This is a genomic window from Streptomyces sp. NPDC007162 (assembly GCF_040634175.1).
In the GTDB taxonomy this organism is placed as follows: Bacteria; Actinomycetota; Actinomycetes; order Streptomycetales; family Streptomycetaceae; genus Streptomyces.
The window spans coordinates 1-21,114 of the sequence record NZ_JBEYFC010000118.1 but is presented as its reverse complement, the minus strand read 5'-3'; the positions used below and the strand labels follow the sequence as shown (position 1 = coordinate 21,114).

The window sequence follows — 21,114 nt, the reverse complement described above, 5'->3', positions numbered from 1 at the left end:
CAGCGTGACCGGGGCGCCGCCCGTGACGGGGACGGCCATGAGCTGCTCGCCGGACTCGTCGGCCAGATTGGAGGGGTCCGACGGCACGGTACGGTTGCCCGCCGTCAGCGGAACGGGTTCTCCGTCCCGCGGTCCGTCTCACCGGCTGCGTCGAGGAGTTCGAGCAGGTCAGGACCTTCGGCATCGCGCTGATCGATCCACCAGCCGGCCCGGGTGACGGCGCGGGCTTTCTCCTCCAGCTCCGCCCAGTCCGCCTCGTCCCACGTGCCCTCGGCGACGAGCGCGGTGTACGCGGCCGTCATCAGCTGGTGGCGGGAGCGCTCGCCCCAGGCCAGGGTCTTTTCCGGGCCCTCCAGCTGCGGCATGCCGAACTGCTGCGCCCAGGCGACGGCCGCTTCCTGCTCCTCGGCCCGCTTCGTCGCGAGCCACTCCTGCTTGGACTCGGATCCGGTATCGCGCGCCGCCTTCCAGCAGTCGGTGCAGTCCTTCGACGCGAGCCAGCGGGCATAGCCCGCCCTCTGGTCGGCAGGACGATGGGACAGGTCGTGATCCACGCTGTGGGAGCAGGCGTGCTCCACGGTCCAGGTCGTACGTATTGCCACGTGGTTGTTCCTGCTTTCTGTCTTCTGTGTTGTCTCAGCGTGTCCTGCGGATGGCGTCTGTGGCCGCCGTGGCGATGGCGGCGGGGGCGCTGGAGGGCTGGGGCAGGTGCAGCAAGGTGGTTCCCGGCAAGTGGTGGGACTTCGCGGTGAGGGTGAGCTGGAGTACGGCGCAGCCGGCGGTCGTGAGCTGCTTGACGCGGGTGACGGCTTGAGCGGTTTCGTCGCTGCTGTACCGGGCGTCGGTGACGATCACGAGGAGGCGGCCGGCGCCGGGGCGTCTGAGTTCGAGGCCGTGGTCGAGTGCGTCGATGGCGTCGCCGAGGTTGTGGTGGCCGCCGTTGGCGTCGAACGTCGTCACGCGCTCTGGTGCTCGGTGGGTGGGTCGGGTCAATGCGGTCAGGTGCCTGTCGTAGGCGATGGTGGCGGTAAGGGAGTCGGGGTCGGTCAGGGCTGCTGCGCGTGCCACGATCCAGGCAGCGGACGCGACGGGCGCGCAGGCGGCACGCATGGAGCCGGAGACGTCGACGGCGATACCCACACGCAGCGGTGGGGTGGGGGAGTTCCGGCGGCGGGTGTGGGTGAAGGGTTCCGCGGTGGGGACCGACCCGGCCGCGCGCTGAGCGTCGCGGGCGAGGGCCGCGCGCATGTTGAGGCGGCCGGGCGGGGTGGGGCTGGTGGTCGGCTCCTCGGTCCGCTCGCGGTAGGCGGCGGCACGCAGGGCGCGGCTCAGGCGCGCGGCGGCACTCTGCTCGGTGGCGGTGGGCCTGCGGGTGCCGGTGACCGGGTTGCCGTAGGGCGCCGGTGTGCCGTCGGGGGTGACGGTGGTGCCATGGGCGTTGAAGACCGACTTGGCGGTGGCGGCGGCTTTGCGTCGCTGGCCGGCCCGCTGGGCGCGGTCCTGAGCCTGCGCTTTGGACTGCGCGGCCATGGCGTTGGTCGCTGCGGCCTGTGCTGCGAGGTCGGCGGCGTCGGTGGCTGCCGTGCTGTCCATGACGACCCCTACGGCGCCGGACAGCAGATCGGTGAGGTTCTCCGGCATGGGCAGGGCGGGGGTCGCGGTGTCCAGAGCGTCGCACCATTTGTGAGCGTGCGCGAGCATGGTCGTGGCGTCGTGGTCGGCGCACTGGTGGGCTGCGGTCCAGATGCGGGTGAGTGTGGCCAGCAGGTTTGCGCCCAGCACCTTTTCGCACAGATCGGCGACGGCTCGGGTCTCGCCGGCGTCCAGGATGCCGACGTCACGGCGGCCGAGGACCAGGGCCGCCACGGCGGCGGCGTGCTCGATGCCTTGGAGGGTGGGGTGGGCGATGTCGGGCATGACCAGGGTTCGGGCACTGGTGCGCAGGTACGTGCGGTCCGTGGGCCGCGTGATCAGGTGTGCGCCTTCGACACGGCTCTCCTCCAGCAGGAGCGCGGCCTCGATGACACGGGGGTTCGCTCCGGCTGGCGCCGTCCAGAGGGAGTGGGCCGCGTGCGCGGCCTCGTGGACGAACACTCCCCAGGCGGCGGGATACCGCTCCTCGTCGCCCACGATCCGCGGATGGATTTCGTGGGGCTGGAGCGGGGCGAACAGGCCGGCGTCGAACTCGACCTCGCCCAGAGTGGGGAAGAACGCGGCCGGTGCTCCGCTGCGCGTGCCGGGGCGGCAGGTGACGAGGAGGTCCTGGCGGCCGGAGAGTGCGACCAGCCGATCGCCGAGTTCGGCTCCTACGCGCAGCCACGCGTCCGGGGAGGAACGGGGTTGCGCGGGCGGGGCGCCGTCGTCGTCCCATCGCGCGAGGTCGGCGTCGTCGTCCGGCGTGGTGGCGGGGGACTGGACGTGGTGGTGGGCGCTCATCGCGAGCGGCCCCGGTGCGCGGAGCCGGTGCTGCCCGGGGGCTGCCGGACGGTCGAGGCGGAAAGCTGCTTGCCGAGGGTGAGGGGGCGGACCTCCTTGACGCCGGCAGCCTTGATGACGGCAGCGGCGACGGCGTCGCGATCCTCCAGAGGAGCGATGCCGACCAGGTTCGCGAGCGCGGCTTTGGTGCCGAGGACGGCCTCGGTTTTCTGGTAGCTGAGCAGCTCTCGCAGTTGGGGGGCCCAGCCCAGCTCGCCGAGTTCGACTTGGCGGGAGAGGTGTCGGGCGACCCGGACCACCCGGGCATCGATCCTCAGCGCCAGGGCGAGGTCATAGTCCGTGCCGATCTGGATTTGCACGCTGAACCGGCTTGCGAGCGCCTCCGTCAAAACCGCCCCGTGGACGCCGGGATTGTGGCCCGCCACCACGTAGAAGCCCGGCTCGGCCTTGATGGTCTCGCCCTTGTGGGCCTTGACCTGGATCTGCCTGCGCCCGTCCATCGCGGGATACAACGCCGCCAGGACCTTCGGTGAGATCAAGGTGGCATCGTCGATCAGCAGGGCGCGGCCCTCGGTCATCGCGGTGACCAGCGGACCGTACTGGAAGACGTAGGCTCCCGCGTCGTCCTGTGTGTACTCGCCGATCAAGTCGCCGACCGTGGTGTCGCCGTCACCGGCGACGGTGAGCAGGTCCGGGAACGCCGCCTCGACCAGACTCGTCTTGCCGGTGCCCGGAGGGCCGTAGAGCAGCACCGGCACGTCGGCGTCGCGCAAGCGATTCAACGCCTCGACGTCGGGCAGATCGGCCAGCTCCCGGGGGTGGTAGACCTGGCCCCCCGCGCGGCGGATCGGGCCGGTCTGCCTGGGCGTGGCTGCTGCGGGAATGGTCGTGCGGGCCATGGCCGCCTGGGCGCGGGGAGAGTGGGTGCCCGGTGGGCTGATCACAGCGGTCTGCGCGGCTGCGGCGGTTTTCGCGTTCGCGCGGAACTCCGGTTGTCCGGTTCCGCCTTGGTCGGCCTCCCCGCGTCGCACCAGGGTGAGGGCGGCGTTGCGGACGGCGCCGTGGGAGTGGCCCAGCTGCCTGGCCATGTCCCCGATGGTGAGCGTATCCGCCGGCCGGTCGGCCAGCAGTCGGGCCACCTTGGCCCGTAGTTCGCCGCCCTTGGTGCGCGCTGGACCGGTAGGCGTTCCGGGTGTGGTCAAAACGAGGCCCCTTCAACAGGTACGGGTGCGGGCGGGGTTGGCGATGCGCTGGAGAGGCTGGCCGCTCTCGGAGCGGATCACGGACTGTGCCGACATCGGCGACCGGGCCAACCGGGGCGTACCGTCGGCGCTCACCGGCCGACCGAGGTCTCGGTCCAGGTGCACAGGATGGCCGGCGACGAGCAGCTCGCTGGCTGCCGAGCAGGCCCGTGCGTCCGCTCCGTACCGGGTTCCGTCGCTCGACAGGCGCAGCCTGGCGTCTCTTCGAAGCCGGCCTGGAGCAGGATCCGCCGGGCGGCGGCGTTGTAGCCCGTGGTGGTGATCTCGCCGGTGATGGTGTGCCGGATCGTCAGGAACGGCTCTGCTGGTACTTCGGGCAAGGCGGATCTCCTATCGGTGGTGGCGGGAAAGCGGTGGGGTGTTGGGCGAAGACGAGGCGGGCCCGGAGCTTGATGACCACCGTGATCAGGGGTGCGGCCAGGTCATGGTCTGCGCGGCACGCGGGTGGTTCAACGGCGTGTGGTGTTGCGCCGGGACGTGGTGCTGGATGAGGGCTTCGCGGCCCGGGCAGCGCGGGCGGGCGCAATCACTGGAGGCGGTTTATCGAAGGTCCAGTGGGCGGGGTGATCGCTGAAGCGAGTGAGGGGGTCGGTGTCCCAGGGGACGAGCGGTCCCCAGGTCGCCTGGATCCTGACGCTGATGACTTCGATGCTCCCCGGGCGCAGGATGTAGCCCCACTCGAAGTCCTGTTCAGCGGCTGACTGCGGGGTGATGGTCTCGCGGGCGGGCGGGGAGCCGTCCGGGGTGATCAGGAAGTTGTCGAGGGCCCTGCTGGGAAACTGCATACCGCCGGTCAGCTCGGTGACCAGCGCGGGGGGTGCCCCGTCGAGGAGATCGGTGCCCAGGGTGTCCCAGCCCAGGGTGACGCTGTCGATGAGGTGGTGCGCCATGGCGTCCACGTCACGGTTGAAGCGGTACTGGAACGCGGCGAGGAGCAGGGGCACCTTGTGACTCGGCTGGCCGATGTAGTGGACGCCGATGCCGCTGTAGCCGTCGCTGGTGACGCGGGCAATGAAGGAACTGGTCGAAAGGAGGTCTCCGGGATGACGAGGGTGAACTAGCGGCGGGCGGCGGGGCGCGAGGGGCTGCTGGCCTGTGACGGGGCTGCGGCAGGAGCGCTTTGAGGCCGGCTTCCGCGCGGTGTCCGGATGGAGGGCGGGGTGTCGAGGGAGGACCAGGCAGCCGGGTGGTCGTTGAAGGCGGTGCGCGGGTCCACGGACCAGCTCACGAGCGGGCCGATGTCCTCGTGCGGAAGGCTGATCACCTCGCGGCTACCCGCGGGCGGTCAACAACCTCGCCCTACAGTCCCTCGTCGCGGCCTTCGCCACCGGCAAGAACCTCGTCGACGACACATCTGCCCGCGCGGCCGTCAGCGAGGTGGTCGACTGAGGAGTCAGTCTTGGACGCTGCGCAGAAACTGGGTGAGTGTCCTGCCGGGGATGGATCCCGACGGGACAACGCCAACCGGCACTGCCCCCATGGCCCCATAGAAGGGCTCCGCGTTCGGATCCGCATCAATGGTGAACTGGGTGAACCCCAGGTCACGAGCAGTCGCGACGACGTGGTCGAACAGCAGACGGCCGACGCCCTTCCCGATGACACCGGGATCGACGAACATCATGCCCAGCACACCCTGCGGCGGGTCGCCCTCCAAGGTCGTGAAGCCGACAATGCCGCCGTTTTGTTCTGCAACAGCGGCCCGGCGGCCAGAAAGCTCACCTTCTCTGAGCGTGAGTTCCTCACGGCACGACTCAAGAAACTGAGCGTCATACCCCCAATACGCCTTCGAACGAAGGGCTAGGTCCGTTAAAAAGTTCGCTTCTTCCGGCCGCGCAGGCCGGATCGAAATCCCCACTGAGTACCCCCACACACTTGGCGTCGTCGAACCTCAATGATCCACATGAGTGGTCGCGAACGACAGGTCGCGCCAGACATGACCTTGCAGGTCTCGAATACTCGCTGAGGAGCCGGCACCTCGCCGACCACAGCGACACCTCGCCGATGATCGCCCCGCTTGGCAGCCCACCGGCGGGGCGTCGTTGTCACAGAACACCGGCATCGCGAACGCCGCCGGCATCGGCATTTTGAGTGTCGGGCAACAAGCCGGTAGGGCAGTCGGGGAGGGCGAAGCGCTGGGGGCGGTCTTGACCGTGGTGCTGGCGTTGTTGCTGGTGGTGCAGGCGGTGGCGGTGAGAGCGGCCGTGATGGTGGCGGTGAGCACGGCGGCGGTGCGGCGGTGTGCTGGGGGATGTGGTGCTCCGGGTGCGTACGGTCAGTGGGTTCGAGTGGGGACCGCGGATGCCGCAGGCGCGGGTGGCGCGGCAGGGGCTGGGGGCCGGGTGTCGGCGGCGGTCCGCAGGTGCTTCGCGGCGTCGGCGAGATGCGTTCGAGTTTGCGCGATGCGGTTGGCGAGATGCCGGTGGCCGGTGGTCATCGCGCGGGCCCGGCCGGGGCTCGGCGCTTGGTGGCTGAGGTCGGCGAGAGTGCCGAGCAGGTGGACGGCGGCACCGAGCGAGGCGAGCGCGGCACCGGCAGGCTCGGCCGCGCGGGCGAGTCCGCCGGCGAGGCGGCGCTGAGCGGCCGTGACCTGGGAGGGGTAGCGGTCGGCAGCCCGGTGACGCGCGGCGTGCTGGCCGACCAGGTAGCCCAGCAGACGGGCCAGGTGGCGGACTTCGTCGTCCAGGAGGTCACTGAGTACCGGGTCTGCGCGGATCTGGTCGGGCAGCGGGAGCTGGTCGGCGATGGAGTTGAGTCGGTCGGCCACGTCGTGCAGCAGCATCCGCTCGTCGAGGTCGCTGGCAGCTTCATGAGGCATCAGAGGACTACCCCTGGGCCGCGGACGGTGTGCCCGCTGCCTGCCCGGCGGTCTCGATCAGCAAGGTCGTGCGGGTCGGCGGCACGGGCTTCGCCAAGGTCATCGGCTGGGGCCGCCCGGCGCAGCCGGGGGAGGGGGCGGGGGCGGCCCCGGCAGCGTTCCGCGGACTGTGCGGGCGCGTTGCGTGAGCGGGTCGGGATCCGGGGGCGGGTCGTAGTGCGCCCGGAGGATCTTCAGGTCGGCTTCGGCTGCCATCGCGAGGGCGGAGGAGATACGGCTGGCCGCGTCACGCAGGAGCTTCGGCGGTGACCCGGTCTCCGCGCCGCGGTTCTGGTTCTTCCAGCGGGCGGCCAGGGCCATGTGGTCGATGACCTCTGCAAGGAACGGCTCGACCGTGTCCAGCAGTGCGTTGAGGACGGTGCTGAACTCGGCCGGTGTGTCGGCGGCGTCCAGTGCCTCCCGGTACGGGCTCAGGTCCGGGACGGGGAGCGGCGCGGCTGGCAGTGAGTGTCGGGCGCGGAAGGCTTCTGCGTCGCGCTTGGCCCATCGGTGCAGGTCGTCAGTGGTGGCCGAGCCGGTCTGGTGGGCTCGGATCTGCTCCGCGGTGCGCGCGACGTTGTCGTACAGCTCGAAATCGGGGTGCTGCAGGGGTAACTCCGGGGAAGGTGAAGGGGCGTTGTGGTCGCTTCGGGCGGGGCTGTCGTCACGAGCGGTGGTGCCAGCGGGGCGATGCCCGGGAGGGAGGCGCGAGTGCTTTCACGGCGCCGCTCACCGGCTGGGGAGCTCCGTGTGCGGTGCGTGGGGGTGGGGGTCTCGGTGTTCTGCCCGGCGGTGGGGTATCGAGGGCACCGGCGAGGAGGGAGGGGCGGTCGCCGAGGTCGCGGAGCCAGCTCAGGAACTTGGGCAGGTTCTTGTCGGGACCGTAGGCGAGGTAGGTTCCGTCGGCGGTGTCGCAGCCGAACCACTCGGCGATCCCGAGTCGGATCCGGGAGTTGACGCGGCCCATGTGCACGCTCTTGCCGAGTCCCTTCGCCTTCTGTGCCAGCCGCTCGGCGACCGGGCCGAGTTTCCACTCGGTCGATCCGGCCAGGAAGAGGACGTCGAAGGCATCCCACGGCAGCAGACCGGGCGCATCGCATCCGTCCTGTGCCGCGTAGGCCGCCGGAACGCCCAGTTCGCGGATGCGGGCCAGCCAGGGCAGGGACTCGATCAGGGTGCCGGCTGCGTCGAACGGCTCATCCGGGGCCAGCGCCCACAGTCACCGGTCAGGCCCGTACCGGTCGACGGTGCGGCTCAGCCATGCGAACCATGCCTCGGTGCCCGGCCAGTAGCGGCCTTTGCCGTTGCTGCCGAACTCCGAGTTGTCACACGCGTACAGGGTGCCCTCGGGGATGCGGCTGCCTTGCGCGGGAGTGGTCATACAGCCGATGCGTCCGGCGCTCATCGCAGCCCGGATGTCAGGTCCCGAGGGAGTGCCGAGATACAGCACCGCCAACCTCCCGCGTGGACGGAGCGCGGGTCCGCCGGCCTGTGGGAACCCGTGGGCGAGAGGGAGGGGGAGGGATGGTGCTCTGCGGACGTGTCCGGGTTCGGGTCACCGGCTCTTCGGGCGGCCCGGCCGGGTGCGAGGTGTGACCGGTTCGGGGAGGTGGCTGGACGCCGAGGAGTTGGTTGGTGAGGCGGCGTGGGGCGGCAGCCCGAGCCGGCCGAGGCGGTGGTCGATAGCCTCGATCAAAGGCTGGGCGCTCCCGCCGTGGCGGGCCTCGGGCCGCTGCGAGGTACTGGGGTCGTCGGAGGGGGCCGAGTCGTAGAGGACCTCGAAGAGGCTCTGGTCGTCGGGGTGCTCGCGGGTCACGATCCAGCCCTCGGGGTCGCCGGGCGGGCGCTCGGAGGGCGGCTCCTGCGGCGGGCTGATGATCAGGTAGCTGTCGTCGGGGAGGGCCACGCGCACGATGTAGGCGCTGAGGCCGAACTCGATATCGCACTCCAGCCCGCGCTCTCGCAGCGGCGTGGTGATGTGCGCGTGGCGGCGCCACAACTCCTGCCACCACGGGGTGTCCACGTTGCGATGGTCGGGAAGCGGCGCGAGCGGAGCCGCGCGGCGGGCGTCTGGAGTGCTCTGCTGGTCAGCGGTCACGGTTCCGCCTGCGGGAGGATGGCGGGCGGTGGGGCGGAGGTATCCGGCGAGCGGGGTCGGCTTGCGGCTTCGGCACCGGACTGAAATCGAGTTCGTACTTGTCGCAGACGGCGATCAGGCCGTGCTCCCTATGGGCTTCGCGTCCGTCGAGCTCGGCCTGGCAGTGCTGGTAGTCGGCCCGGTCGGCGTCGCTGAAGTGGGCGGGGCGGTTCAGAGGACAACTTGAAGGGGCGGGGGTCGGCCCGGGTCAGCGGTGGCGACCGCCCGGTTTGGGCGGCATCGGGCTCTGGCGGGGGGAGGGCGTGAGGAAGAAGCGGTGGAAGTCGAGGTGGTCGGTGAGTTCCTGGACTGCGTCACCGAGCGACTCCGACGCGCGCCGCAGACAGGAACGCGCCGTCGCGTGTTCGATGACCATGCGGTTGTCCCGGAAGTATCTGTCGTTCTCGCTGTGCGACCGGGGCAGTGAGAACGCGGTCTGCGCAGTCTCGGTGCGAAGTGCGGTACGGCCTGGCTCGACAGGGTGACCGCCGACGCCAGATGGGCGAGGACGGCGCTGCCGGCACGGTTCTGGCTGGAGGTGGTCCGGGCGAAGTCGGCAGTCAGCTGGACGACATCACGGGCGAGGGCCTGTGCGCCGGTGACGTGCCGGAGTAGCGCGGTGAAGGACGGCGAGGCCGGGACATGACCGGTGTCGTCCAGCAACTCCCACTGCTCGAACGCGCCGGAAAGTTTGCCCCTGACGGCGTTGAGCGCGTCGATGAGGTGGAGGGTGGTGGCGCGCGGGATCAGCTCACGCTGGATATCAGGTTTCATGATCTTTTACGGTCTTTACGTTCATTCGAGCGTCGGTGTCGAAGAGCGCCAGCTCGTACGTGTGCAGAAGGTGCTGCACGATGAAAGATCGTCCTGCCACTTTCCACAGGCCGCGTCCTCGGTTGAGGTGGGCGATGGCGTCCATCTCGATGGAGGTCAGGCCGAGCAGGGACGCCGCGGCGTGGAGTTGGTCGGTCTCCTGGCGGTAGATGATGCGGGTGGAGCAGTCGGCGAGGAGTCCCTCGGCCAGGGCGCGGCCCTGTGATCCGGCGTCGCCGGCGGTGAGCAGGTCGGACAGCCGGTGGATCACCATGAGGTTGGCGATGCCGAGGCCGCGGGAGAGTTTCCACTGGGCCTGCATCCGCTGGAGCAGTCCGACGTGCCGCATCAGCCGCCACGCCTCGTCGTACACGATCCAGCGCCGGCCGCCGTTCGGATCGGAGAGGGCGGATTCCATCCAGGCGCTCGCGCAGGTCATCGCGAGGACGAGGGCGGTGTCGTCCCCGCTGCCGCCGAGGCGGGACAGGTCGATGGTGAGCATCGGCGCGGTCGGGTCGAAGGCGACGGTGGAGGGGGCGTCGAACATGCCGGCCAGGTCGCCGTGGACCAGGCGCCGCATGGCGTGGGCCAGGTCGCGGGCGGCATCGCCGAGTTGGCCCGACATCATCCCGGCGGCCTCGTCGAGCGCCAGCGGGTTGTTGAGGGTGGCGGCGACGTCGCCGAGGAGCGGGGTGCGCCCGGTGGCCACGGCGTGGGTGACGACGGCGTCGAGGGCGACGTCCAGGGCGGTGTGCTCCATGGGCATCAGGTCCCGGCCCAGGACGGTGCGGGCCAGGGAGCCGAGCAGGAGCAGGCGTCGTTTGCGGATCTCGCCGGCCCAGTCCGCCTCCGGCACGCTCGCCGGGCGTGGTGCCGCGTCCAGGGGGTTCAGGCGTCCGGGCAGTCCGGGACCGAGGGCGACGGACCGGCCGCCGAGGGCCTGTGCGACCGGTGTCCACTCGCCTTTCGGGTCGCACGGTACGTAGACGCGGTATCCGAAGGCGACCGAGCGCAGCGCGAAGGACTTGGCCAGGGCGCTCTTGCCCTGGCCGATGACCCCGGCGAGCAGGAGGTTCGGATTGGTGAATCCCTCGACGCGGCCGTATAGCGCGAACGGATCGAAGACGAAACTGGCTTCGGCGTGGACGTCGCGGCCGATGTAGATACCCTCGGCGCCGAGTCCGCCCTCGGCGAGGAAGGGATAGGCGCCGGCCGCGATGGCGGTGGTCATACGGTGGACGGGAAGTCTCAGCCGGTTACCGCGAGCAGAGGCGGGCCCGGGGCGCCCGCCTGGAGGGTGGAGCGCGGTGGGCATCTGATGCGCGGCGGGTGTGCTGTCGCTCTGGTGGGCGGAGGCTTCGGCGCAGGCCTTGGCGGTGGCCTCGGCGAGCTGACGACGCGCGGCCTTACGGCTGGCACGGTCGGCGCCGTGGGGAGTGAACAAGGGAGAGGCAGAGGCGCGGCGGGAGGGCCAGTGGCTCATCAGAGGCCCTCGATTCTGCAGATGGTGCTCATCGCGCGCAGGCCGTGGCGTGCGGGCGGAGGTCGGTGGGGGTGGTCTTGCGCCGCAGGACGTGCCCGGCGGCGAGGTGGCGCTGGCAGATCGTCAGCACGGGCGGTCCTTCGGGCAGCCGTTCTGGATGGCACGCGCTGGCCTCGGCTTCTTTCGCTGCGGTGTCGGCGGGCAGCAGGTGGAAGGCGGAGTGGACCTCGCTGGTGGCCTGCCAGAGGCAGGTGTGCGCGGTCGCCAGGTGACGGCCGGCGGCGGGGTACGGCGGGCGGGCGGTTTCGGCGAGGCGGTCCAGGAGCTGGAGCAGGGCGGTGAGGTGGGCGTGGAGCACGTCCAGGTGCCGACGGTCCGTTCGCTGGGGCGGGGCCGCGTCCGGCGAGGCAAGGGACCGCGTGTGGTGGCGGATTCCGGCGCTCGCGGCGCGGAGGTAGGGGTACGCGTCGTCGGGGCGCAGGGGAGAGGTCAAAGGTGGTGGTCCTTCCTGCCGGTAGGCAGGGCAGTGAGGGGCGTCCCGTTGCGGGTGAACCGGAGTGCCGCCGGTCAGGACGCGTGCGGGCGCGGCGGGTTCACAGGGCGGTGCGGGCCAGCGGGAGCGCGGTGAGCGTGAAGGCGTCCGGCTGCTGGCAGTTGAGGCGACGCAGGTCGACGCCGGAGGTGACGGCGTGGGTCTCGATCTGTACGCAGGCGGCGTCCAGGAGGGCGTCGGTCTCGGCGGTCACGGTGACCAGGCCGGTCAGTGCCACGTCCGCGTGCCCGGCGATGAGCTGGCGTTCGCGGGTTTTGACGTCGGCGTACTCGACGGAGTCTTCCTCGCTGTCGACCTGCCCCCGGCGGGCCCTCTCGTTGGCATCGGCGATGATCGCCGCCTTCCTGCGCTGGACGTCCCGCAGCGCGGATTCGAGGCCCTGCGGCACATAGATGAGGGAGAGGCTGCGGCGCACGCCGGCCGTGAACATGATCCCGTGCAGGAACCCGGCCCCCATCTCGGTGCGCGGCCAGTTTTCCACCCAGTAGGTGGCGTGCCGTGCGCTGTCGGTGGTGAGGCGGTCGTACTCCTCGAACTGGACGACGGGCCCGGCGGCGGCGGGGTCGGCCTCGGCGCGGCCGGTCTCGGACCATTGCTGGAGCGCGGCGAGGGCTTTGGGGTCGTAGGCGGTGCGGATGACGGCGGCGATCTCTCGCGCGGTCAGCCAACCGGTGACCTGGAGCCCGGCGTTGCGGGCGGCCTGGGCGATGGAGGCGGTGGTCTGCTCCAGGACGGTGAACGCCCCCGGAAGCCCTCCGCCTGCCTGCGAGATCAGGCGCCGGGCGGCCTTGAGGTCGAGGGAGATGGCGAGGTACGTCTCGTGCGGGGCGGCGGCGGGGCCGGCCGAGGCGACCAGCTTGGAGTAAATCTGTCCCGCGACCGGGGCTTGCGGCTGCCCGTTCCGTGTCCAGTGCCGGGTGAGGGTGTCGCCGCTGTCGGGGACGGTGCGCTCCAGCACCTGCACGGTGGCGATGTGCCCGGTGCGGGCGATGCCCGCGAGCGCACGCCCCCAGGCCGTGACGTTGTGGTTCTGGGCGACGGGGTCAAGGAGGGCGAAGGCACGGCTGGTGACGCGGGCGACGGCGGTCAGGGTCTGCCGGTGCGGGTCGTGGACGGCCGCGGCGCCGTTGGCGGAATCGCCGGGGGTGACGACCTTCAGGGACGCGGCGGTACCGGGCAAGTGGAGGACGCCGTCCTGCCGGGGCCGGGTGACGGGCCGGGCGAGCCAGAGGGTCTGGCCGGTGCGGCGGCGGTGCGCGTACCGGGCGACGATCGGCGCCCAGTCGATCAGCGAGCGGCCGTGCCGGCGGATCGCGACGAGCGCACCGGCCGTGGCCCACAGAGGTGCCAGGGCGACGGCGCCGAGCAGTCCGGTGGAGATCACCGTCATCAGCAGCAGCGCCAGCGTGCAGGAGACGAGTACGAGTTGGGGCCAGGAGAGGCCGAGGAGGATGCCGCGACGGGACCGGTGCGGGAACTTCACCGTGACCGGGACGACGGAGAGATCAGTCAAGGAGCGGGTCCTGGAGACGCGGGTGGAACCCGGGGGCGGGAACGAGCGTACACATCCCGCCCCCGGGAGTCGGTCAGAGAATCAGAGGCCGGTCGGAGGCGGCAGCGAGGGGCCGCTAGCCCCGCTTGACGAGGCGCTCTGCGTTCCAAAGGACGGTGGTGCACCCTGCGGCGGCGGGGTCGTGGTCGGCGGAGTTGACTGCCATCCGCTGCTCGGCCCAGACGCGGCACTCGTGTCGAATCCGCCGGGTCCCGGGCTGCCTCCCACCTGGCCGCCGGTGTCGCCGGACACGCTGCTCGGCGCGGGCTGGACGGCCTTGCCCAAGCCGGACTTGACCGCGTCGCCGCCAGCCGAGACGCCCGTTCCGCCGCTCTGCGATCCCCCTTTGCTTTCGCCGCCTCCGCCGGTCGGGTTGGCAGCGATGTCGCCGGGGAATCCGCCGCCGGCGTCTGGGCCCTGCGGTGCGGCACCCGCGCCGACGGCAGCGCCACCGGTCCCGGCGGTCGCCGCGGCGGCGGCAGCCTTGCGGGCGGCCTTCTCCGCATGCGCCCTGGCGATCTGGGCTCCGGCACCGCCGGCACGGTGGATGGACTCCCCGTCGGTGCCGTCGGCCGCCCAGTGCACGAACTTGAAGACCGCGTACGGGCACAGCAGCACCAGAACCATGATCACGATGCCGGACATCACGTCGGCCAGAGCGGCGATGCCGTCCTTGGCCTCGGTCTTGCCCATGGCGGCGATACCGAGGACGAAGATCACGGTCATCAGCAGCTTCGAGACGACCAGGGTGGCGGTGGCTTCGATCCAGCCCTTGCGCCAGCGCCGGGCGACTTCCCAGCCGCCGCCGGCGGACGCGAACACGGCGAGAGTGACCATGACGAGGATGCCGACCTTGCGGACCATCATCACGCACCAGTAGAGGATGGCGCCGATGGCGGCGCCGAGCCCGGCTACGACCGGGACGAGCCAGCCGAGTCCGGACAGCGATCCGATCTGGTTGACCTCCACGATGCGGCGCACGGCCGACTCGATGTCCAGGTGCGCGGTCTTGAACAGGCCGTCGCTGACGGCGTCGACGACTTCGACGGCCACCGTGGTCAACGAGATGGCGCAGAAGGCGAACAGGACCCCGGACGCGGTGCCGGTGAACGCCTGGGTGAGGGCTTGTCCGTCACGTCGGACAGCGGCACGCACAAGCTGTGCGCAGAAGGTCGCGACCAGCAGGACCAGGCCCAGCGGCAGCAGCGTCTCGTAGTTGTCGACGAACCACGTCGCGTTGAGGTCCACCTTCGTGGTGGTGTCGACCGCTTCGGCTGCCAGATCGGCTGCTGCGGCGGCCAGTTCGCCGGCGGACTTCGCCATCCAGTCACCGATGGCCTTGCCGGGATCCGAGGCGAAATCCACCGCGTCGCCAACGTCGCACAGCTTGTCGGCCAGGGGGTAGTCACAGAAACCCACGGGGAGCTACTCCTACTTTCGTTCTCAGACGCGGGTCACTGGGTGACGCTCGGTGCGAGGGCGGCCAGGGTGCAGTCGTGGTTCGGGCGGCATTGGACGGCGAGGGTCACGGCCCGTTCCTCGGCCCCGCTGCCGCCCATCTTCCAGGCGATCTGCTGTGTGCCGTTGACGGTGACGACGTAGATGTACGCCTCGGTGATCGCGGACGGGTCCTCGGCCAGCGCCTGCTTGAACGGGGAGGGGTAGTGGCCCTCGGCGACACGGGCGCTGGCGTGCTGGTCCTGGTCCGCCATCCGCGACCACAGCACCGGATCGGGAACCTGGCCGGCAACGGAGGCCCAGTCGGCGTACTTCGTCTCCGTGGTCATCCAGGCGCGCATGCCGGCGAGCTGCTGGTCCCGGCTGGTGGCCCGGGTGTCGTAGGACCACAGCATCTGCGCTGCCGCCCTGGCGTAGGCGACCGGATCGGCGATCTGCGGGGGCCTCGGCACCGACCCGGACCCGGACGACGGCTTCGGGATGGCCTCGGCGGAAGACGGACTGTCAGCGGGGGAGGGCGCTGCGGTGCCGGCAGCTTGGTGGCCGTTCCCGCTGCCGGTCACCACCGCGACGATCCCGGTGAGGGCGAGCAGGACGGCGACGGCGCCTGTGACGATCGAGATGCGCCGGTTGACCGGCCAGCTCGCACCGTACGAGGACAGCGAAAGGGAGGGGAGCCGGCTTCGCATCAGTGGACCTGCGACCCCAGTCCGGAGAAGAAGGCGATGATCCCGTTCGCGGCACCCAGACCGAGGGCGGCGCCGGCGGCCACGACCGCGCCCTTCTTGCCGTTGGCCTCGGCCTGGTGACCACCGGTGTGGTGTCCCCAGGCCCACACGCCGAGGGAGACCGCGAGGGCGCCGACCACGGCGACGATCGCGAACAGGTTGATGGAGTTGACCACGTTCTTCAGCACGGAGAGGCCAGGGAGACCGCCGCCCGAGGGCGTGATGCCTGGGTCGTAGGCGAGCTGGATGACGCGGTCTGCGAGAGCGACGGACATAGGTGTGGCAGGAACTCCTTGCGTACGAAGGCCAGGCGGGGGCCGACGGGAGACGGGGGAGGCGTGAAGCGGTTGCCGCGCGCGGGAACTAGGGCGCCGTCCGGGCCGGGGACTGCCCTGCCGGCGGCAGGGCAGTGGTCACGCTCCGAGGCGGTGGCCGGGGTGCTCTACTTCGGGATCGACGGCTTCGGCGCGGGGTTGGTCTGGTAGGGGTTCGCGCAGTTGTAGATCATGTAGCCGCGGATCTTCTTGCCGTCGGACTTCCGGGTGACGGTGCCGCGGGTGTACCAGGTCTTCTCGGCCTTCTTGTACGCCCACTGGTCGTAGAGGACCTTGTCGTGTCGGTAGCCGATACCCACGACCGTGGACGTCTTCGACGGGGCCTTGCGGATCTTGACCGCGCTGCAGCTGATGGTGGTCTTGCCGGTGTCGTACGCCTGTGCCGTGGTGGCGGTGACCAGGCCGCCGGCGGCGACGGCCAGGCCCAGCGAGGCTGCTGCGAGGGCGCGGTGGCGGGTTATCAAGGATGCTCCGTACTGTCGGGGAATCTCACTCAGAGATGGTGTGTCGTGGCGGTCTCGCTCGGCCGGGATCAGAGCACGCGGCGGGCGGCGAGGATCGTCCAGTCCTTGATCGGAGTGATCCGGACCGGTTTGGTGGTGCGCGGTGCCTCGATTACGAGGCCCTCGCCCAGGTACATGCCGACGTGCTCGGGCCGGGCGGCGGTACCGCGGCTGAAGATCAGGTCACCAGGCTCAAGGCGGGCGGGTGAGACCGTCTTGCCCTCGTTGACCTGCGTGTACGTGGTGCGGGTGAGGGTGACGCCAGCGTGGGCGTACGCCTGCTGCACCAGGCTGGAGCAGTCGCAGCGCCCCATCGGGTCGGGACCGTGCGCGTTGGTGCAGGACCCGCCCCACTGGTAGAGCGTGCCGAGCTGCTGCATCGCCCAGATGATGGCCTTGCGCGCCTTCGGGGCGGCGCCTGCGGGGATCTTGTAGCCCTTGGGGACGCTTCCCTCGGGGATTCGGCCGAACCCGGAACCGTCCTCGCTCGCAGTGCAGCCGCTCGTGCCGGACGCTGATTGCTTGGCCTGGTCCGCATCCTTGCCGTCCGTGGCGTTGCCGCCGCCGGGGAAGGTCTTGGCGATAGCGGCCTGCAGTGCGGTGGCCAGGTTTTCCCACTGCGCGTACGCGTTCGGTAGTGCGGACTTCTGCACGGCTTGGGCGGCCTGGGTGACGGTCATCTGCTGCCAGCCGTCCACCTTGAGCAAGTGCTCGTAGAACTGCTCGGAGGCGTAGACCGGATCGCGGATCTGCTGGGCGCTGCCCCAGCCCTGAGAGGGGCGCTGCTGGAACAGGCCAAGCGAGTCGCGGTCCCCGTAGTCGAGGTTGCGCAGCCGGCTCTCCTGCATCGCCGTGGCCAGCGCGATGATCTGCCCCTTCGTGGGGACGTCGAGCGAGAGGCCGGTGGCCACGATCGTCGCCGCGTTGGGGATCTGCTCGGCGAGCAGGTCCAGGCCCTCGACGTGCACGTCCTTGCCGGAGGCACCGTCGAGGATCTTGGCGACCTGCTCGGCGACCTTGGCGGTGTCGATGTCGCTCAGGCAGCTGCTGAAGGCGCCGCTGCTCTGCACGGCGTCGGCGGCGGAGGCCAGCATCATGCCGGTGCCGGCGATCAGGATCGGGGAGAAGAAGACGACGCCGATGCCGGCGGCGAGCCCCTTCAACCCGAGCGGGCCGCTCGACGGTCAGCGGGTTCGGGCATGGGCGGGTAACGGGACGTCATGAACGTGTCCTTGGGGTTGAGGTGTCCGGCGTACCGCGCGGGCGAGGCGTCTCGGAAGGGCACGGCAGCCGGCGTGGGCGATCAAAGGCGGGCCGGTGCGGGCGAGTTGCCGCTCGCTCCGCTTGGCCAGGCCGTGAGCTAGGTGCGCCAGGGCAGAGGGTACCTCCGCGAGGTGGGGCAGGGGAGTAGCCAGCGGCGGTGTGCGCCGGCCGGTTCAAAAACAGTAGGCGAGGATCGGCGGTTGACCAAAAAGTCGGCGTGAGGTGCCGGAATCCGGCACCTCAGGAGCGCACTTCTTGGCCGTCGGCGGATTCGCCTCTACAGTTTTTGGACTCCCTCTCGCTCTCCTCGCTCCGTGGCCCTGGGCGTCTGCATGCCCACTTCCGGCCCGCGAGGACTCCCGTGCAAGACGAGTAGTTCCCTCTGTGATTCCGTACCCGAAATTGGGGTTCCTCTTTGCCTTTTTCCCTGCACCAGGGCGATGCCCTGAGGCTTCTCGCCGGCCTCCCGGACGGCTGCGTCGACTCCGTCATCACCGATCCGCCGTACAACTCGGGTGGCAGGACGGCGAAGGAGCGCACCACCCGCTCCGCGAAACAGAAGTACACCTCCGCCGACTCCAAGAACGACCTCGCCGACTTCACCGGCGAGAACATGGACCAGAGGTCCTACGCGTTCTGGCTGACGCAGATCATGACCGAAGCCCACCGTCTCACCAAGACCGGCGGTACGGCCCTGCTGTTCACCGACTGGCGCCAGCTCCCCACCACGACGGACGCGATCCAGGCGGCCGGATGGCTGTGGCGCGGGGTGCTGGCCTGGCACAAGCCGCAGGCCAGACCGCAGAAGGGCCGGTTCACCCAGAACTGCGAATTCATCGTCTGGGCGTCGAAGGGACCGATCGACGGCTCCCGGAACCCGGTCTATCTGCCCGGCATGTACTCGGCGTCGCAGCCCTCGGGCGCGCAGCGCCAGCACATCACGCAGAAGCCGGTCGAGGTGATGCGCGAGCTGGTCAAGATCAGCCCCGAGGGGGGAACGGTCCTCGACTTCTGCGCCGGCTCCGGCTCCACGGGCGTGGCCGCCCTGCTGGAAGGCCGGGACTTCATCGGCGTGGAGAAGACCGAGCACTACGCGTCGATCGCGGCCGAGCGGCTCACCGAGACGCTCCGCTCAACTCTCACGCAGGACGACATGGTTCTCACCGCCTGAGCCGCCTCCTTGCCCGCCGCCCAGGCATCCCGCCCCCCCACGCAGCCGTCGGCGTAATACCGCGGGCGCACCGCAATCCGCTGGCGGCGCCGCGTGAGGGGCCCCGTATTTCCCTCATTCCGCGTCTTGTAGGAGGCCGAACTTCTCGATGCCTGAATCCGTAAAACCCGCTGATGGTGGAGAGTTGGAGCCGATTCGTATTCCGGATCCGCAGTTGGAGGGAATCGAGGCGAGTGTGCGGCGGCTCATGGAGCAGTCGGCGCAGCAGGCTCAGCAGCTCGACCATCTCGCGTCCGACCCGTCACCGAGCGGGTCGCCGTTCGCCGCGTTCGGCATGCCGGGACTCGGCGGGCCGCCGGCCGCCGCTCCACCGGAGCCCCGTCCGATCCTGGAACTGGACGTCGAGGAACGCGAGGACGAACTCGACGCCCTGTCCGACTGGGTCGACGACTTCTTCCTCCCCGTCTACGGGGCAGAGGTCACCACCGCGGCGCCCTGGTGCCTGCAGTGGCAGGAGCACGACGACGTCGTGGCCTGGCTCCATGCCCTGTGGCTCGCCTACCAGCAGCACAAGGACCCCGAAGCCGGGCTGGCCGGCATGTTCGTGTGGCACCGGGACTTCCTCACTCACGCCGTCGCGGCGATCCGCGCGCCGGGCGGCCCGCTGTCGGCCTGCATGACCTCACCCGACCGGCCCGCGCACCGTCTCCTGCCCGGCCCGCAGCCGTCCGTGCGCATGCAGAGGGCCACCGCTGAGGAGGCCGCCGGGACGCCCGAGTCGTACGAGCTGGCGACATGACCGCGGGAGCGGGACAGCCCGCCTTCGGATTGAGCTTCGATCCCCGGGCGCTGACCGATCTCCTCCAGGCACCCGGCGATATCCGCGACCTCACCCTCGCCTACCTGCAGGAAGTCGTGAACGCGCAGCGCTTCGGGCTGCGTCTCGACGGTGATCTGGAAGGCTTCAGGAAGCTGTTCGTGGACTCGCGCAAGGACTGGCGCGTCGTCTACGCCGTCCGCCCGGCGCCCGAGGGATCCCCCCTCCGCAAGGAGATCCACGTCGTCGCGATCCGGCCGCGTGCGGGCAACGACGTCTACGACGAGGTCGGCCGCCGCCTGGGGATGACCCGCCGGCCGCTGAGCGCCCGCACCCACGCGGCACGCTCCCGCTCCCCGCAGCTGACCACTCGCACTCCTGCGCCCCGGCCCGCCCCGCCGCCCATCGCGGCGCCGGGTGTGCCCCGTCCCGCGCCCCACGCCACGCACCATCCCACCCGCTGAACGCAACGGAGCGTCGCCTATGCCCCCTGAACCCGCACTGCCCGCAGCTCGGCGAACAATCTCCCCGCTCGACCACCACATCGAAGCCGTCACCGGCCACGACATCGATACTCTGTGGGACTTCCGCGACCGTGGCGTCCTTGACGAGCCCCACGCCCATCTGGTCGACCGTCACCGCGAGTTGGCCACGGCCCAGACCGGCGTCACCTTCTACCTGCGCCTCCTCAACCGCCTCTCGTCCGGCGGGTTCGACGTTGATGACGCCCTGGTCACGCGCATCGATCGCACCGTGGACCAGTTGCAGGAGGCCACCGGCACGCGGGACGCCGCCGCTCGTGCGGTGCTCGCCGCCCTGGAACCGATCGAAGGCGCGGCAGCGCCCGACGCGAAGCAGCTCTCGACGGACGACCATGCGGCGCTGCTCGCCATCGTCGGCGGAGCCAAGCTCTACGAGCATCTTCTGACCGGCCGGGTGAGCGTCACGACAGCCTCCGGCACCCGCATCCCGCACGCCAAGCTGCTCCGGCTGGAGGACACCGGTCTGGTCGTCCGGGACACGGGCCACCCCGTGCACGCCGGCCAGCCGGTCACGCTCACCGACGCCGGACGAGCCGCGCTGGTAGCCGCTCGCCGGATCCCCGCGACGCGGGCCCCGAAGGCCCCAGCTCCCCCCGGCACATCGCCGACGGCTCCGGCGCAGCGGCGTTGATCTTCTCCGAAAGGCCCTTGTTGTCTCCCGCCGAACCGGCGCCGTTCCGGAAGCCCATTCCCCAGGTCGACTTCGATCTGGACGACCTCGACGCCGACGAGGAGAAGTGCCTCGACTTCTACCGCACGGTCGGCGTCCGTGAGGACACGCTCGTCCCCATGGCCGAACACCACGACGGGCCGCACAGCTACTACGTCCTGTTCGACCGCACCGCCACCTGGTACCCCGGTATGCCGCAGGTGCTCGCTGTCTATCTGCAACGGGACCACGAGAAGAAGGCGTTCGCCTTCGAGCAGGCCGCGCTGCCGCTGCCCGCGATGGCGCAGTCCTGGCTCATCCACCGGGGCTGCCCGCCCGATGCCATCGGCCTCGACCCCGAGTTGAGCGGCCCGCCGTCGGCGGACGAGGCCACGCGAGCGCTGGAGCGACGCCTCGCCGGCGACGGCGACCACTACGCGATGGGCTACTCCTACACCAGCGACGACCCGGACGACATGGTCGTCGTGGTGGCTCTGCGAGCCCTGGACGAGCGGCCCCGGCGATACCGGTCACCTTGCGCCAGCTGCCGTCCACCCC

Annotated in this window: 25 protein-coding genes; 5 read left to right on the top strand and 20 right to left on the bottom strand. The window is 70.6% G+C overall.

Translation table 11 applies throughout. The features are described from left to right. Positions 1-104 precede the first annotated feature (104 nt). The 20 genes from ABZ646_RS16745 to ABZ646_RS16650 form a co-directional block, all read right to left on the bottom strand. A complete protein-coding gene (locus tag ABZ646_RS16745; RefSeq protein ID WP_360518907.1) occupies positions 105-602 on the bottom strand; it encodes a hypothetical protein in 498 nt (165 codons plus the stop codon). 34 nt (positions 603-636) lie between these two features. Next, the gene (locus tag ABZ646_RS16740) at positions 637-2,436 is read right to left on the bottom strand and encodes a hypothetical protein (protein WP_360518904.1); all 1,800 of its coding nucleotides are present in this window, start codon (positions 2,434-2,436) and stop codon (positions 637-639) included. Beyond that, positions 2,433-3,575 (bottom strand): AAA family ATPase, encoded by a 1,143-nt coding sequence (locus tag ABZ646_RS16735; protein ID WP_360518916.1) that lies wholly within the window; start codon positions 3,573-3,575, stop codon positions 2,433-2,435. The genes ABZ646_RS16740 and ABZ646_RS16735 overlap by 4 nt, the downstream gene beginning before the upstream one ends. A 194-nt stretch (positions 3,576-3,769) precedes the next feature. Further along, positions 3,770-3,991 (bottom strand): hypothetical protein, encoded by a 222-nt coding sequence (locus tag ABZ646_RS16730; protein WP_360518913.1) that lies wholly within the window; start codon positions 3,989-3,991, stop codon positions 3,770-3,772. A 156-nt stretch (positions 3,992-4,147) separates the two neighbouring features. Beyond that, positions 4,148-4,642 (bottom strand): hypothetical protein, encoded by a 495-nt coding sequence (locus tag ABZ646_RS16725; RefSeq protein ID WP_360518901.1) that lies wholly within the window; start codon positions 4,640-4,642, stop codon positions 4,148-4,150. 449 nt (positions 4,643-5,091) lie between these two features. Next, positions 5,092-5,553 carry a GNAT family N-acetyltransferase gene (locus tag ABZ646_RS16720; RefSeq protein ID WP_360518898.1) on the bottom strand — a complete coding sequence of 154 codons (462 nt, stop codon included), beginning with the start codon at positions 5,551-5,553 and terminating at the stop codon, positions 5,092-5,094. Positions 5,554-5,970: 417 nt separating this feature from the next. Next, positions 5,971-6,513, bottom strand: a complete 543-nt coding sequence (locus ABZ646_RS16715) for a hypothetical protein (protein WP_360518895.1) — start codon at positions 6,511-6,513, stop codon at positions 5,971-5,973. A gap of 99 nt (positions 6,514-6,612) precedes the next feature. Continuing rightward, positions 6,613-6,873 (bottom strand): hypothetical protein, encoded by a 261-nt coding sequence (locus tag ABZ646_RS16710; RefSeq protein ID WP_360518892.1) that lies wholly within the window; start codon positions 6,871-6,873, stop codon positions 6,613-6,615. A 343-nt stretch (positions 6,874-7,216) separates the two neighbouring features. Next, a complete protein-coding gene (locus tag ABZ646_RS16705; protein ID WP_360518889.1) occupies positions 7,217-7,519 on the bottom strand; it encodes a hypothetical protein in 303 nt (100 codons plus the stop codon). 252 nt (positions 7,520-7,771) lie between these two features. Further along, entirely contained in the window at positions 7,772-7,957 is a 186-nt protein-coding gene (locus ABZ646_RS16700; protein WP_360518886.1) for a hypothetical protein, read from the bottom strand. 150 nt (positions 7,958-8,107) lie between these two features. Next, a complete protein-coding gene (locus ABZ646_RS16695; RefSeq protein ID WP_360518884.1) occupies positions 8,108-8,650 on the bottom strand; it encodes a hypothetical protein in 543 nt (180 codons plus the stop codon). Positions 8,651-8,897: 247 nt separating this feature from the next. Next, entirely contained in the window at positions 8,898-9,065 is a 168-nt protein-coding gene (locus tag ABZ646_RS16690; RefSeq protein ID WP_360518881.1) for a hypothetical protein, read from the bottom strand. A 387-nt stretch (positions 9,066-9,452) separates the two neighbouring features. Next, positions 9,453-10,985 carry an ATP-binding protein gene (locus tag ABZ646_RS16685; protein ID WP_360518878.1) on the bottom strand — a complete coding sequence of 511 codons (1,533 nt, stop codon included), beginning with the start codon at positions 10,983-10,985 and terminating at the stop codon, positions 9,453-9,455. A gap of 28 nt (positions 10,986-11,013) precedes the next feature. Continuing rightward, positions 11,014-11,478 carry a DUF6238 family protein gene (locus tag ABZ646_RS16680; RefSeq protein ID WP_360518875.1) on the bottom strand — a complete coding sequence of 155 codons (465 nt, stop codon included), beginning with the start codon at positions 11,476-11,478 and terminating at the stop codon, positions 11,014-11,016. A gap of 100 nt (positions 11,479-11,578) precedes the next feature. Beyond that, the gene (locus tag ABZ646_RS16675; RefSeq protein ID WP_360518872.1) at positions 11,579-13,051 is read right to left on the bottom strand and encodes an SCO6880 family protein; all 1,473 of its coding nucleotides are present in this window, start codon (positions 13,049-13,051) and stop codon (positions 11,579-11,581) included. A gap of 81 nt (positions 13,052-13,132) precedes the next feature. Next, positions 13,133-14,509: an ATP-binding protein gene (locus tag ABZ646_RS16670; protein WP_360518869.1), complete on the bottom strand. Its 1,377-nt coding sequence runs from the start codon at positions 14,507-14,509 to the stop codon at positions 13,133-13,135. 35 nt (positions 14,510-14,544) lie between these two features. Further along, positions 14,545-15,237, bottom strand: a complete 693-nt coding sequence (locus ABZ646_RS16665) for a hypothetical protein (RefSeq protein WP_360518866.1) — start codon at positions 15,235-15,237, stop codon at positions 14,545-14,547. Further along, positions 15,237-15,551: a DUF6112 family protein gene (locus ABZ646_RS16660; protein ID WP_360518863.1), complete on the bottom strand. Its 315-nt coding sequence runs from the start codon at positions 15,549-15,551 to the stop codon at positions 15,237-15,239. Before ABZ646_RS16660 ends, ABZ646_RS16665 begins: the two co-directional genes overlap by 1 nt. A 167-nt stretch (positions 15,552-15,718) precedes the next feature. Beyond that, positions 15,719-16,075, bottom strand: a complete 357-nt coding sequence (locus ABZ646_RS16655) for a hypothetical protein (RefSeq protein WP_360518860.1) — start codon at positions 16,073-16,075, stop codon at positions 15,719-15,721. Between the two features lie 68 nt (positions 16,076-16,143). Then, on the bottom strand, positions 16,144-17,277 hold the full coding sequence (locus ABZ646_RS16650; RefSeq protein WP_360518857.1) for an NlpC/P60 family protein: 1,134 nt from the start codon (positions 17,275-17,277) through the stop codon (positions 16,144-16,146). A gap of 515 nt (positions 17,278-17,792) precedes the next feature. Between ABZ646_RS16650 and ABZ646_RS16645 the strand changes: the two genes are divergently transcribed. The 5 genes from ABZ646_RS16645 to ABZ646_RS16625 all read left to right on the top strand — a co-directional run. Then, entirely contained in the window at positions 17,793-18,548 is a 756-nt protein-coding gene (locus tag ABZ646_RS16645) for a site-specific DNA-methyltransferase (RefSeq protein ID WP_360518854.1), read from the top strand. A 247-nt stretch (positions 18,549-18,795) separates the two neighbouring features. Next, positions 18,796-19,347 carry a DUF4913 domain-containing protein gene (locus ABZ646_RS16640; RefSeq protein ID WP_360518910.1) on the top strand — a complete coding sequence of 184 codons (552 nt, stop codon included), beginning with the start codon at positions 18,796-18,798 and terminating at the stop codon, positions 19,345-19,347. After that, positions 19,344-19,829 carry a hypothetical protein gene (locus tag ABZ646_RS16635; RefSeq protein ID WP_360518851.1) on the top strand — a complete coding sequence of 162 codons (486 nt, stop codon included), beginning with the start codon at positions 19,344-19,346 and terminating at the stop codon, positions 19,827-19,829. The genes ABZ646_RS16640 and ABZ646_RS16635 overlap by 4 nt, the downstream gene beginning before the upstream one ends. A gap of 19 nt (positions 19,830-19,848) precedes the next feature. Beyond that, entirely contained in the window at positions 19,849-20,538 is a 690-nt protein-coding gene (locus ABZ646_RS16630; protein ID WP_360518848.1) for a hypothetical protein, read from the top strand. A 17-nt stretch (positions 20,539-20,555) separates the two neighbouring features. Continuing rightward, on the top strand, positions 20,556-21,114 hold a 559-nt coding region (locus ABZ646_RS16625), incomplete at its 3' end, for a hypothetical protein (protein WP_360518845.1).